The sequence below is a fragment of the Paenibacillus terreus genome, from assembly GCF_042138595.1.
Lineage (GTDB): Bacteria > Bacillota > Bacilli > Paenibacillales > Paenibacillaceae > Paenibacillus > Paenibacillus terreus.
On record NZ_JBHIRX010000021.1, the window covers coordinates 26,647 to 40,739 of the forward strand.

Annotated in this window: 13 protein-coding genes and 1 pseudogene; all 14 read right to left on the bottom strand. The window is 52.3% G+C overall.

Going from position 1 to position 14,093, the window contains the following annotated elements; translation table 11 throughout:
* Positions 1-220: 220 nt before the first annotated feature.
* A complete protein-coding gene (locus ACE5KN_RS26565) occupies positions 221-487 on the bottom strand; it encodes a hypothetical protein (protein ID WP_375533192.1) in 267 nt (88 codons plus the stop codon).
* Positions 488-686: 199 nt separating this feature from the next.
* On the bottom strand, positions 687-2,006 hold the full coding sequence (locus ACE5KN_RS26570; RefSeq protein WP_375527622.1) for an MFS transporter: 1,320 nt from the start codon (positions 2,004-2,006) through the stop codon (positions 687-689).
* 49 nt (positions 2,007-2,055) lie between these two features.
* Complete coding sequence (locus ACE5KN_RS26575; protein ID WP_375527623.1) at positions 2,056-3,006, bottom strand: phosphoglycerate dehydrogenase; 951 nt, start codon at positions 3,004-3,006, stop codon at positions 2,056-2,058.
* Positions 3,007-3,160: 154 nt separating this feature from the next.
* Positions 3,161-4,159: a 4-hydroxythreonine-4-phosphate dehydrogenase PdxA gene (gene pdxA, locus ACE5KN_RS26580; RefSeq protein ID WP_375527624.1), complete on the bottom strand. Its 999-nt coding sequence runs from the start codon at positions 4,157-4,159 to the stop codon at positions 3,161-3,163.
* Positions 4,156-5,439, bottom strand: a complete 1,284-nt coding sequence (locus ACE5KN_RS26585) for a four-carbon acid sugar kinase family protein (protein WP_375527625.1) — start codon at positions 5,437-5,439, stop codon at positions 4,156-4,158. Before ACE5KN_RS26585 ends, pdxA begins: the two co-directional genes overlap by 4 nt.
* Positions 5,440-5,449: 10 nt before the next feature.
* Positions 5,450-6,634: an iron-containing alcohol dehydrogenase gene (locus ACE5KN_RS26590; protein WP_375527626.1), complete on the bottom strand. Its 1,185-nt coding sequence runs from the start codon at positions 6,632-6,634 to the stop codon at positions 5,450-5,452.
* Between the two features lie 76 nt (positions 6,635-6,710).
* Entirely contained in the window at positions 6,711-7,598 is an 888-nt protein-coding gene (dapA, locus tag ACE5KN_RS26595) for a 4-hydroxy-tetrahydrodipicolinate synthase (protein ID WP_375527627.1), read from the bottom strand.
* A 174-nt stretch (positions 7,599-7,772) separates the two neighbouring features.
* Positions 7,773-7,886 (bottom strand): helix-turn-helix domain-containing protein, encoded by a 114-nt coding sequence (locus tag ACE5KN_RS26600; protein WP_375527628.1) that lies wholly within the window; start codon positions 7,884-7,886, stop codon positions 7,773-7,775.
* Between the two features lie 39 nt (positions 7,887-7,925).
* A complete protein-coding gene (locus ACE5KN_RS26605) occupies positions 7,926-8,675 on the bottom strand; it encodes an SDR family NAD(P)-dependent oxidoreductase (protein ID WP_375527629.1) in 750 nt (249 codons plus the stop codon).
* A 6-nt stretch (positions 8,676-8,681) separates the two neighbouring features.
* Positions 8,682-9,176 (bottom strand): NanQ anomerase/TabA/YiaL family protein, encoded by a 495-nt coding sequence (locus ACE5KN_RS26610; RefSeq protein WP_375527630.1) that lies wholly within the window; start codon positions 9,174-9,176, stop codon positions 8,682-8,684.
* Between the two features lie 31 nt (positions 9,177-9,207).
* Positions 9,208-10,395, bottom strand: a pseudogene (locus tag ACE5KN_RS26615) (sialidase family protein).
* A 19-nt stretch (positions 10,396-10,414) separates the two neighbouring features.
* The gene (locus ACE5KN_RS26620) at positions 10,415-11,833 is read right to left on the bottom strand and encodes a sodium:solute symporter family protein (RefSeq protein ID WP_375527631.1); all 1,419 of its coding nucleotides are present in this window, start codon (positions 11,831-11,833) and stop codon (positions 10,415-10,417) included.
* Positions 11,834-11,908: 75 nt separating this feature from the next.
* Positions 11,909-12,094, bottom strand: a complete 186-nt coding sequence (locus ACE5KN_RS26625) for a dihydrodipicolinate synthase family protein (protein ID WP_375527632.1) — start codon at positions 12,092-12,094, stop codon at positions 11,909-11,911.
* 172 nt (positions 12,095-12,266) lie between these two features.
* Complete coding sequence (locus ACE5KN_RS26630; RefSeq protein ID WP_375533193.1) at positions 12,267-14,048, bottom strand: sigma-54-dependent Fis family transcriptional regulator; 1,782 nt, start codon at positions 14,046-14,048, stop codon at positions 12,267-12,269.
* Positions 14,049-14,093 lie beyond the last annotated feature (45 nt).

Here is a 14,093-nt window from a genome sequence, read left to right on the forward strand (position 1 = left end):
GGTTACACTACGAATTAAAGTTTGTTCTCAATTTACGAAATTATTCCAACTGAACTGACCTGCAACAAGGCAAGACGGTGAAGCGATACAGCTGACCCGGACTGTCCCCCATGTAATATTTGAAAAAAAAGAGCGAAGATGCCTGGACATCCCCGCTCCTGAAAGCAGCCGCTTATCAGCACTGCTTGAAAGATTGCTTCATTATTGCTCTGCTATTTATTCACCGTTTGGCACGGCGTTTTTCCTTGGTTTCCCGCGAAGTGTACCTCTTCATGTCCACATACCTTGGCAAGAGATCCCTCAGCCCGGTCTCCAGTTCCCTTTCCTCCTGGAAAAATGCCCGGACACGCCCTTCGCCGGTTCCCTCGCGTTCCGCTTCCCCAGTCTCCAGATGGCTGTCCGTCATGACGTCACTTTCCCGGTCATCTCCGGGCTCTCCCACCTTCCAATGCTGTCCTGGTGCCATACCGGTCCGGTCCTTTTCCATAGACACGCATCCTTTCCCTGTGGTTTAGGTCCCGTTTCCGCCACTTACATTGCTGGAAATAAACGGTTTAGCTTATTATAGTACGATGGACAGCAGGAAGCCAGAGCCAGTCTTCTATTTTGTATAGAAAAAACAGTAGAACAAGAAAAGCGCAGCGGGCTGCCCCGTCTGCGCTTCAAGCTTGGATCGGTATTCCAAATTAAGCGTTGTTCACTTGAATCGGCTCTACCTTTTTCAGCAGGAACAGGTAGTTCAGGATCGCAATGACGATCAATGCTGCGGAGAAGAGCAGTGCCGGTACAAAGGAGCCCGTGCTGGCTACGATGAAACCGGTAATGATCGGACCAACGACACCGCCCATGTTGGAGACGGAGTTTTGCATCCCCGCTACAACAGAGGTCATGTTCTTCGGAGCCACATCGCCCGGAAGCGCCCATACCTGGGACGCAGCCACCGTCGTACCGGACTTGGCGATACACAGCAGCACTACGGCGAGAACAGCAGACTCGGCAAATGCGGCAAACCCGATGCAGGCGGCCATCAGGAGGCCAATGACCAGAAAGAGCTTACGTGTTGCGGTCAGTGACAGCTTGCCGCTGGAATAAATACGGTCGGATAACCAGCCGGCGGCCACCTCGACCACCATCGCACACAACAGCGGCAGTGAAGCCATAATTCCCATTTCGATCAGGTTCATGCCCCGTTCCTTAACCAGATACGTAGGAAGCCATGTGATGAAGAAATAAGAGTTATAGTTGATCATGAAGAACCCGATACACATTGCCCAAATATTTCTGTGCTTCAGCAATTGATACCATCTCATTGGCTGCTTGCTGTCAGTGCCTTCTTTCTTGGTCTGGCCCTCACGGATGTGCAGCAGCTCCGCTTCATTGACTCCCTTGTGCTGCTCCGGAGTTTCCTTGAAATAGAGCAGCCAGATGATGCCCCAGATCACACCGAGCACACCGATAATGACAAAAGTCATTTTCCAGCCGTACATGGCGATCAGCCAGACGATCAGCGGCATGGCAATGGCCCCGCCAAACTTGGAACCGCTGTCAAAAATACCGGATACGGTCGCTCTTTCCTTATCCGGGAACCATTTGGACGCTATTCCCGCATTGCTCGGATAAGCCGCCGCTTCCCCGACGCCCAGGGCGACCCGGAAGCCGAGCAGTGACTTGAAGCCTGTTGCAAGTCCGGTTACCGCCGTAGCCAGCGACCACCAGATGACGGCGAAGCCGAGGGTTTTCTTCTGGCCGAAACGGTCGGCAAACCAGCCGGCCGGAATCTGCAGCAGCGCATAAGACCAAAAGAAGCCGGACAGGATAATGCCCATTTGCGCTTCGCTTAACGAGAATTCATCCGTCAAAAACGGAGCGGCAGCCGAAAGCACCGTGCGGTCAATATAGTTAATCGCGATAGCCGCCCACATCAGAAAGGCAATTACCCAGCGGACTTTTGACTTTTTGCGGACAGGTTTGGACTCTGTGGCGGTTGTCAGTTCATTAGCTTGCATGTTGTCTAACCTCCCTGTTCCCAAGTCGGGATACAATGTTGAAATATAATTACAACCCGTTTACCACATACTGTGGTGCCTTCTCATGGACGACTACGTCCACAATATTGCGGACACAGGTCATACCGAGCATGTTCACCGCACCATCCGTATACCCTGCGATATGCGGGGCAGCGATAAAGTTCGGCAGCTCAAACAGCGTATGCTCGGTCAGCGGCTCCTGCTCGAATACGTCCAGTGCGGCACCTGCGATTTTTTTCTCTTTCAACGCCTGATGAAGCGCCTCCTCATTGACGATACCGCCTCTGGATGCGTTCACCAGAAAGGCGCTTTCTTTCATCAGAGAGAATTGGTCCGCTCCAATTAAATTCCGTGTCTGCTCGATCAGCGGCATATGCAGTGTAATGAAGTCGCTTTCACGAAGCAGTTCTTCCAGCCCCACCAGACGGACATTCCACTGTTCGGCAAACTTGTGGTCAGGATACGGATCGTACGCAAGCAGGCTCATATCAAATCCGCTGGCTCTGCGCGCCACCTCTTTCCCGATGCTGCCCAGTCCGATGACGCCAAGCGTCTTGCCATAAACGTCCGTACCGAAAATTTTCGGCCACTCGCCCGCCTTGGTGCCCTTATCAGCAGCCGGAATCTGCCTTGCAAGCGCCAGCATCAGCCCGAAAGCAAAATCTGCAACTGCATGTTTATTCGCGTTCGGAACGTTGGTCACCCAAACCCTGCGCTCCTTGGCCGCTTCCAGCTCAATGTTGTCGACACCTACGCCATGCTTGCATACAATTTTCAGGCTCGGAATCCGGTCAAGCACATTCCCGTTAATGGTATTAAAAGCTACGATGGCCGCGGCTGCTCCCTGAGCCTCCCTGATAAAATCCTCTTCCCCGATATCAGCAGGCAGATGAACCAGTTCAAGGCCATGCTGCTCCAGATATCGGAACGGTTCATCCGAATATTTGCCGAACGACGGTGATGTGGAAACTACTTTCATGCCTGACTTACCTCCTTCTTATGACGGGCCATGAGATCCGTAAAAACCCATAGCCCGCACCAGCAACACTGTGTTTCATCCTATAAGCTCTTGTGCGCAATGTATCCCTGTGTCAGCTTATAGTCTCTAACGGCCATATAACTTTTCTCTCGGCCTATACACTCTTTGGCGCCAGCTCCGCAGCGGAACGTATGGCGGCCAGCAGACTCGCTTCATCCGCCTTGTTCTGTCCGGCAATATCGAACGCTGTTCCATGGTCTACCGAGGTGCGGATTACGCCGCTTTTCAGGCCGACCGTAATGTTCACGCCTTCCTCCAGGCCCAGCACCTTGATCGGAATATGTCCCTGGTCATGGTAACAGGCCACCACAATATCGAAATCGCCGCGTACGGCCCGGAAAAACACCGTATCTCCCGGCAGCGGACCTTCCACATTAATACCTTCCGCCCGCGCTTTTTCGATACCCGGTACAAGCTGCTTTTCCTCTTCGCCGTTGCCGAACAGCCCCTTCTCGCCCGCATGAGGGTTAATGCCGCAGACAGCGATGCGCGGGTTCTCGTATCCGGCACGCTTGAGCGTTTCGTGAGCCAGCGTAATTACCTTATAAGTCCGTTCAGGCGTGATGGACTGAATGGCTTCAATCAATCCCTGATGCGTCGTCAGATGAATGACCTTCAGCTTGGGCGAAGACAGCATCATGGAATAGTCCTCTGTTCCGGTCAAATCCGCCAAAATCTCCGTATGCCCGGGATAACGGTGGCCGCCCATATGCAGGGCCTCTTTGTTCAGCGGAGCTGTACAGATCGCCTGAATTTCCCCGTCCTTGGCCAGCTCGACCGACCGCTTCAGAAACTGGAACGCTGCATCTCCAGCAGCCGCCGAAAGCTGGCCGAAGGGCAGATCCTCCGGCAGCAGGTTCAGATCCAGACAATCCATCGTTCCGGGTTCGAACCGGCTCTCCTGGATGGAATGCACGGGGTTCAGCACCAGATCAGAGCCTGTCACACTCAGGGCCCTTTTCATGATTTTGGCGTCCCCGAACACAACCGGCCGACATTGCTCATACACTTCCCGATGTCCTAACGCCTTTACGATAATCTCCGGTCCGACGCCCGCCGCGTCGCCCATCGTAATCCCGATAATTGGTTTCATAATGACCCTCCTTGCAGTTTCAGCACCGCTTTCTCCATTACAGCTTCCGAGCCGAAGTTGCCCGCCTTGGTCACTGCGAAAATATCTTGTTCTCCGGAAAGCTTGCCGAGCGGTATGCCGTTCTCCACCTCCGACAGCAGCCGGAATTCATGCAGGTTCAGCCTTTGGAACACCTGATGCGCCGTGTCGCCTCCAGTCAGGAACAGATGCTGCAAGCTGTGCCTGCGCACTAGCTCTGCGGCACATTTCCCCAGCGCCTTCGATATCCGGTTGCTGATCTCCACTGCGTTGTAGCCGAACCTCTGCCCGGCTTTTCTCGTTTCCTCCACTTTATCCGATGAAAATAACACCACATGCCTATTCTGGCTCAAGGCGTCATCCGCCAGCCGCCGCAGCCTCTCCATTTCGGTCTCCATGGCTGCTTCGCCGCTAATCACCTGTACTGCGTCCATTTCGATGCCCGTCACCCCGGTCACCTGCAGTACCCGCTCCAGCTGCCTGCGGCCGGCCGGGCTTACGCTTCCGACCACCAGCAGAACAGGCTTTTCCGTTCTTGGCAGAGCCTCTTCGGTGTGCACGCGAGACAAGCCGTAGGCCTGGGGCAGATGCCGGATCAACCCGGATGAGCCAGCCCAAATCACCGAATAAGGCAGCGGCGCGATAAGCTTCACGATCGCCTCCATATGGTCTTCCGTTTCGGAATCTGCAACGATATAGGCAATCTGCTGTTCCTTGAACGCCGCCATGCGGGCCGCGATATGCTCCGCTCCCTGCTCCAGATCGGCCCTGGACAGATGCCCGACCTTCCGCTGTGCCTGATCGCCGATCAGCTTGACCAGCCGCGATTCCTTCACCGGCGTCTTGGGATCATGAGCAGCTTCCGTCTCATGCAGTTTGATGCCGTTCACATAATGAATCCCGTCGATCACCTGCCGCCCGTTCTCTATATAAGCCGGAGCAATGATGACAAAATCCGGCGCAAACATGTCATACACCGCGTTGATCTCCTGCCCGACGTTGCCGCGCATGGTGGAATCCATCTTATTGTACAGCACGTCAAAGGGCTCATTGCGGATTTGCCGGCATGCTTCCTGAACCGTCCGGTAGGCTTCTTCCCCGGACAGGGACCTGCTGTCCGTATTCAGGATCACCGCTTCGTTCGGAAGCGGGTGCGGCTCCCGCCGTCCCAGGACGACCGACACCTGCAGGCCGTAATGGACGAGCTGTCCCCCGCAATCGCTGGCGCCTGTCAGATCGTCGGCAATGACTGCTATTCTCATGCCTTCACCTTCAGGAGCTTTGCGGGAGCAGCTTGCGGTAGAGCACTTTCATGTCTTCCACGCTGACCGGCTTCGGATTATTGTTCAGCAGCCGGGTAACCTTCGCGGCGGAGAGGGACAGCTCCTCGACATCTTCCTCGGATACGCCGTACTGCTGCAGATTTTGCGGGATGTTCAGCTCCTGTGTCCACTCGGCAATACGCCGGATGACAGCCTCCGCGGCTTTCTGCTCGGACAGCCCTTTCACATCCAGGCCCATCGCTGCGCCAGCAAGCTTCAGACGGGGAGCAGCCGCGTCCATATTGAATTCCATCACATGCGGCAGCAGCATGGAATTCGCCACCCCGTGCGCAATTTTGAATTTGCCGCCAAGCGGATAGGCCAGGGCATGCACCGCAGCCGTTCCGGCACTGGTCAGCGCCATGCCGCCGTACATCGAGCCAAGCAGCATGTTCTCTCTTGCTTCGACGGATGAGCCGTTATGATACGCTTCAAGAATGCTGGAGGATATCAGGCGGATCGATTCAAGCGCAAACATGTCGCTGATCGGATTCGCCTTGTTCGAAATAAAGGATTCAAGCGAATGTGTAAAAGCATCCATACCCGTGGCGGCGGTTACCGCCTGCGGCAGACCGAGCGTCACCATCGGATCAAGGATGACAAGCTGCGGCAGCAGATGAGGGCTGACCACTCCGATCTTCAGCTCTTCTTCCGGAATCGTAACAATCGCATTTGGTGTCACCTCGGCCCCGGTTCCCGATGTCGTAGGGATAAGCACCGTTGGAATGCCCGCTTGCTTGATCAGGTTTGTGCCCAGGAAGCTGCGAATGAAGCCTCCGTTCGAGCCCAGCACGGACAGTATTTTGGCCGCGTCCAGCACGCTGCCGCCGCCGATGCCGATAATGACATCCACGCTTGCGTCCGCTGCACCCAATGTTTTTCGATATACCTCTTCAATGTTTTCCAGCGTCGGCTCAGGTAAGATATCCAGCGTTACCTGCGCCTGAATTCCCTTCTCCGCGAGCTGTTTCAGTAAGCCGTCCAGGATGCCGGATCTTTGGGTAAACGGCTGCGCCACAACCAGGGCGCTGCGGATTCCGGCAGCCACCGTGTCCAAATGCTCGCCTAAAGTGTGAAGGCTGTCTCTGCCGGCAATGATTTTGCCCGCGGTCTGAAACTGATACAATGCCTGCATCGTTAACTCTCCTTCCCGTATCTCATCTATCTCTAAGGTCTATCTCTAATATTTGTCTTAGTTACCGTTGCCGGCTTTACTTCCCGGTCAGCTTGTAGCTGTTCACCATCTCCTGCACAATCGTCAGAGCCTCTCCGGACAGCTCGCTGACCGGCAGCTTCGGCGGGCCGACAGGAATGCCGGACAATTCCACCGCTTTTTTCAATACGGACGGCAGAGTGCCGTGCTTGAACGTATCGCGCAGCGGATTCAGCAGGTCCTGCGCCTTCTGCGCTGCTTCAAGGTCGCCCTTGAGCCAGTTTTGGTAAATGGACACGACGACCTCTGGCAACATGTTGGCCGTAGCCGCTACCGCCCCGCTTCCTCCAGCATTCAACGTCTGCAGGATCAGGGAATCGGTGCCTGCCAGCACGGAGAAATCTTCGTCCTTCGTTGCCTGAATATACTGCTGGATATTTTCAAACTTGCCGCTGCTGTCTTTAATGGCGACAATGTTGGGGATTTGGGCCAGCCGTGCCACCGTATCCGCTTCCAAATGAACACCCGTGCGTGAAGGAATGTTATACAGAAGCACCGGCAGCGAAGTGGATTCGGCAATTTTGGCAAAATGAACGTATAATTCCTCCTGTGAAGGAGCGATAAAAAACGGTGTAATGACGGACAAGGCATCTGCGCCAAGCTCCTCCATTTTCTTCGAAAGACCGATGACGTCCGCAGTTGCGTTTCCTCCGCTGCCCATGATGACAGGAACTGCGCCGTTCGTCTCGTCCACGACAATTTGAGCCAGCTTCAGCTTCTCCTTCTCATCCAGCAAATGAAACTCCCCGTTCGTTCCGAGGGCAAACACACCGTTAACACCCGCATCGATCATCCGTCGTGTGAGCTGGCGGGTTACCTGCTCATTCACTTGCTGCTCTTTCGTCAAAGGGGTCAGCATCGCGGGAATAATGCCTTTGAATTTCATGGTTAAGCCTCCTATATTCAAATGGACCTGTTTCAGAATTGAACTGTTTTTATTTACAAGCGCTTTCAAATGTGATTATAGTCCTATCTGTTCAATTTAACAACATATTTTGATAAATTGTTCAAATTAAAAACAACATGTTTCATTATGAAACATGTTGTCTTGATTAGCTAGTTACTTTATTTTCCTCCACAGCGTGGTGCGGCTGATGCCCAGCCGTTCGGCGGTATTCACCTCGTTCATGCCTTCCTCCAGCCTGCTGTATAATCCGCTGCTCTCTCGCCTCATCTCTAAGCCCTGCGTCCCGTTTCCGCCTCTTACATCACTTCAATTCATATAGGTACCTCCATTAATATTAATAGATTCACCTGTAATAAAATCAGACATTGAAGAAGACAGGAACAAGACGGCATCAGCCACATTTTGCGGCGTTCCCAATTTCCCAAGCGGTATTCGGTTGATGACACTCTCCCTATAATCAGCTGTCCACTGCTGACTCATATCGGTATCGATTGGCCCTGGGCAAACAGCGTTTACATAAATGTTGTGCTTCGCCATCTCCAAGGCCAAATGCTGAGTCAAATAGTTCACACCCGCCTTGGAGGCCCCGTAAGAGGGAGCCGCATTCCTATGTGGAGTTTTAGCCGTCGTAGAGGTTACATTTACGATTTTCCCGTACTTGTTGTCAATCATATAAGGCAGAGACGCCCTGCACATATAAAGCGTGCCGTTCAAATTAATGTCCAGTACCCGCTGCCAATCCTCCACAGGGTCCATATCCAACGTTGAGGCGCGCCTGTTGATTCCCGCATTATTGACAAGAATGTCGATCCGGCCAAATTGACCCACAGCGGCACGCACTAACTCCCCAGCTGTCTGTTGATCCGACACATCTCCGGCACATACAGCACAAGACCGTCCCAGAGACTTCACTTCCCCTGCAAGCTCAGTCAGCAAGTCTTCACGCGTTCCGTTCAGCACTAGTGTAGCGCCATGAGTCGCCAGTGTTAGCGCGATCGCTCTGCCTATGCCTCTGCTCGCTCCTGTAACGATCGCTACCTTCCCTTCCAAGAGCATGATGCTTCACTCCCCATTTTTCGTCTGATGTGCGCATTGGGCAGATGCCTTTACTTTAATTACAATTTTCTTCACAACCTCGGAAGTGCCCGAACAAATGCACGCCTGATGACCGTCTTCTGGAAAGAAGATCGTGAACTGACCCGCTCTCACCTGCAGAGAGCTGTAAGGTGACAAAGCGGAGCGGTAGCTGATCTTATCTGTGGCAGTTACATAATCGGACTGGTCGATAAGCCGGTCCAACGGTGCACTGTTCATCTGCTCCTGCCCTAATACTAAATATTGAATATCAATGTACTCACGATGACTTTCCCAGTCACACTCGCTCTCAGGCTTTGTAACATATTCTTGCACCATTGCAAATACCCGATCACCATCTATTTCATATTTGCCTGGGACAAGATCCCTTGTAGAGCTTTGCTGCATAAAAGCAAAGGCCTCGTCAAACCCAGGATGTAGATGGCGGAACAACTCAGCTTGATCTAATGCAGCCAAGATCAATGGTCACACCTCCTTAGGATGTGCAGATGCATCAATCCTGCTCCACAAACGGTTCGCTAATAACCACATATTTAATCGCCTGCCGGAAGTACGTAAAGGCAATGTGGATTTTACCGTCTGCTGACTGCTTAATGGAAGGATAAGAATATTCGCGGTTCAGCTTATCTTTCGAATTATTCGTCATCGCATATCCATCCCCGATTTCAATATTACGAGTAGCGGACCAGGTAGCACCATTATCCTTGGAGATGGCGATGGTCATGGGCGCCCGCGGCGCTCCCCAAAAGGCTTGCCGTTCATCATTTGACGACACGGCTTCTGCATTACCGCTCAATTCTTCTTCTTCATCTTCTATTTCATCTTATAACGAGGCACGCCGTTCCATGGACTCCGTAGCACTGATATTATTGAACACGAGCGCCAGATGACCATTCGACAGCTTCGTAAATTGAATGGATGAATTATTATTGGGCAGCGAAGTCGGGCGCGGACTGCTCCAGGTTCGGCCATTGTCGCTGGACTCACTTTGATAGATATGATCAGCCCAGCGGCTCCGGAATAAAGCAATGAGTCTTCCGTCATCCAATTTCTCAATATTCATGTGAACACAGCCCAGGCTATCCGGCACAGAGACCTCTGTCCAGGTTCGGCCTTGATCCGAGGAAATTTTCACGGCGCTTACATCCTTGTTTCCTGTCCATTTCTCACCTGGATTCGTGTAACAGTACCAGATGGGCAGCAGCCAGTCTCCATTATCGAGGACCGTGATTGGCTGGCGAATGAAGATTCCCGGCGTATCGAACAACGTATCGATTTCACCCCACGTGTACCCCTGATCCTCAGAAACCCTATAACGAATCACAGCCGTATCCTGATTGCCGGACTTTTGGGCTGTATACAGCAGCCACAGCTTGCCATCCGGCGCGGAGAACAGTACCGGATTTTGCTCCGAACGCGTCGGATCATCCGATAGTTTTACAGGCTTCGTCCACTTGTTGGTGCCTTTATTCAATCGTGACAGGTAGATCGAAATATCAGGGATGCCCTCCTGGGTACCGGCGAACCATACACATAACAAGTCACCATTGTCGAGTACATGCAGATTGGCTGCATGATTCTGTACAGCATCCGAAGGAATAAAGGCATCCTCACGGTATTTCTCCCCGGCTGTCTGTGTAACTTCATAATGAAAATGTACAGTTTCCTGTGGATTGCTCATGTTGAAATTCCTCCCGATTTCATATTTTTACACGGATATCTGTCTGTTGAGAGCTGGATTTCTGCTGCGGCTTGCCGATGAACCGATCAATAAACATGACAATCATCGGTGTAACCACGGCAATATACATGTTGTCAATGCCATAGGGGTCACCAAGCAAGTACCATACGGTTGTCGCTATTGCTGATAGGGAGAGGCCAATCGTTGCTCCGCGGTTCGAGCTGTACAGCGGCAAGAAGAAGCCCATCCCTGCAACCACTGCGATCGCTGCGCGAAGTGCACGGGTGAAGAAGGAAAGAGAAAGCAGTTCAGGAGCAAATGCCACACCGATTAGCGGAATAATGCCTACGATCACCGCGATGATTCGCGTCATCTTCATCCGCTTTTCCGGCGTCACTTCCTGCATTTTCGGCAAAATAAAGTCATCCATCAGCAGCGTTGTCGTAGACAGCGCCACCGTGGAAACGCCTACAAAAATGGAAGCAACCAATGAAGTGGCAACAATCGCGCTCAGAATCGGATTCATATGCTGCATAAATACAGGGAATGCATAGATCGGATCAATATCTGGATACAGATAACGAGCACAGACACCGATAATCGCTACAGCCAATCCAAGAGGGAGGAACAACAACCCCGCATAGATTGTAGCCCGCTTGGCCGCTTTGGCATCCTTGGTAGACGTAATCGCTTGAATAATAAACTGTGTGGAGAAAATCGCACCCATCGTGCCGATAATCCATGCAATGATTTTGCTCGTACCAATTGTACCGTCCCAAGTAAAGTAATGTTCTGGAAGCGCCATCTGCATTGGCTTCAAGCCACCTGTCAGGTATAGTGCTATGAATGCCGTAAGCAGAATTCCCGCGTATTTGAAGGCCGAGTGAAGCAATGTAATCCACGCCACACCCTTCATCCCGCCGAAGGTAAAATAAATGGTACTGATAATCATCGTAATAATGGCACAGGTCATAATCGGAATACCCAAAATAGATGAAATCGCGGCTGCCCCGCTCAAATAATTGCCCAGATTCACGACCAATAGGGATACGATCATGATTATAGAAACGACCACTTTTGTGGAGGTGCCGAATTTTTCGCGCACAATACCGGAAATCGTATAATGGCCGGTGTTGTAGAACCTGCTGACCAGAAAGAACGCAAACATGAAAAAGCCGATAGAGCCTGCCAATAACGACCACGAAGAGGCGATACCATGTGTAAATGCCGACTCTGCTGTACCTATGGTCGACTTCGTGCCAATGAACTCAGACATCATTAATACCCCAACCACGATAGCTGGTAATGATTTGGCTGCATTATTAAATTCAGAGCTGGATTTACTACGCATTTTAAAAGTCAGTAAAGTTGTAATTACAATATAGACAGCAATTACAGACAATATGAAAAGTATTGTTCCTGCGCTTAAATTTTCCATATGACAGCTCCCTTCATGCTCCAAAAAGGTTATACAAACGCTTACATTTCTCGGGAAGAGCCGGCAACGGCCGGATCATTCATTATTCAGCTTCTCCTTCTCCTCCAGTAAATGAAACTTCCCGTTCGTTCCGAGGGCAAACACACCGTTAACACCCGCATCGATCATCCGCCGTGTAAGCTGACGGGTTACCTGCTCATTCACATGCTGCTCTTCCGTCAAAGGGGGCAGCATCGCGGGAATAATGCCTTTGAATCTCATGGTTAAGCCTCCTAATTCAAGTGGACTTGTTTCATAATTGAACTATTTCCATTACAAGCGCTTTCAAAAGAGATTATAGTCTTGCATGTTCAATTTAACAACACGTTTTGGTAAATTGTTCAAATTAAAAACAACATGCTTCATTATGAAACATGTTGTAGTGTTTAGCTAGTTACTTTATCTTCCGCCACAGCGTAGTACGGCTGATGCCCAGCCGTTCGGCGGTTTTCACCTGATTCATGCCTTCCTCCAGCAACACCTGGTGTATAATCCGCTGCTCAATTTCCTCCAGCGTTCCGCTGAGATCAAAGTCCGGTTTCCCGTACTCGGGCCGCATTTGTCTGGTGGACAACACCCCGCTGATTTCCCCCTGCTCAATGTACAATCCTTTGGCAATCAGCACGGCTTCCTCCATCACTTGCCGCAGCTGGTGAATATTGCCGCGCCATTCAAACCGTTCGAGCTGCTCTCTCGCCTCATCTCTGAGCCCGACCACCTGCTTGCCGTATTTGGCGTTATATTCGTTGATATACAGCAGGGACAAGCCTTCAATATCCTCTTTGCGTTCCCTGAGCGAGGGCAGGGGCAGCGTGACTTCCGCCAGCCTGTAATACAGCTCCGCGCTGAAACCGCCATTCTCGATCCGCTCCAGAATATCCTCCCTGGAGGACGCAATCCACTGAAAAGCAGGCGCATGCTTGTCCAGATAGTCGGCCAATCTCTTCTGCTCACCTTCGCCAAGGGCGTCAATGTCGCGCAAAAATACAGTGCCCTGCGCAAGACTGCCGAACAGCTCCTCATTCCGCTCCTCACTCAGCAGCGTGTCCCACAGCTCCTGTGAAGCCAGTCCACATTCGATCTTCAGAAACGGCCGCAGTCCTCTTTCGCCGCCAAAATGAATAAACTGTGCCAGCAGCTCCTTGCCCGTCCCCTTTTCCCCGGAAATCCAGACGGAAAGCTCCTGATCACGATAGCTCCGCGCCTTGTCCAGCGCATGCCTCATCCTGCTGTTATGGCTGACGATGTTGCCGGCCACCTGCGCCGCGCGCAAGCCGGCTTCTGCAGGTACAAGGGAAGCCCCCCTCAGCCTGATTTCATCCCGGCTTTTTCCGCCCGTAATCCGCAATACGGCCAAAGGCCCGCCCGGACCCTGCAGCGGGTAACCGCTGACCCGCCAGATTTGCTCCTTCTGCTCCAGCATTGTATGGAACGGACCATTCATCAGGATTTGATGGACGACACTGCCTATTTTGTCTGAATCCAAAAAAGGGGCGACCTGCCGACTAAAATACGGATTGCCGAACACCTGCCGCTGCTCGCGGTCATAAACGGCCACCCCCGCCTGCTCTGCCTGGAGCACCTGGTAAGCCATGCCATAGTCCCGTTTGAACGCTTCGAACAGCGCATGCCACTTCCGCGCCTGCTGGAATGAACGCAGCACGCTCTCTTTACCCGAGGTCAGCAAAAAACCGATCAACCCCAGCTTTTCCGCTTCCTTGACGGTAATGACGTCCCCGACGATAATCTGATAGCCCTGCTCCCGCAGCTCCTGCAGTACCTGGCCTACCCCCGATTCATCCTGGACCGTATACGAGGAAATCTTCATATCCAGCACTTCGCACACCGCCGCCGCACCGGCGACCACCTGGGCGAAGCCGACAATGGCCACCTTTCCGGGATATCCTTTGGCTAACGTCAATACCCTGAGCATATCGTAGCCGGACACTTCAATCTCAATGACAGGGATGGCGACTCTGGACTGGATCAGCTTGGCCGTGCCGCCGCGGCTGATTATGATATCCGTCCCTTTACGTGCCGCTTCCTCGGCGTATTTTAACCCCTGCTGCAAATCCCCTGTTTCCACCCTCAACTCCATGTCCTGGCCTTCTGCCAGGCTGAGAATCATCTCTTTCAAACCTTCATACGGCGCAATGGCCAGTACCTTCACGTGCATCATCCTCTGTTTCAAAATTAAACATTTCTTAGTTACACTATAACC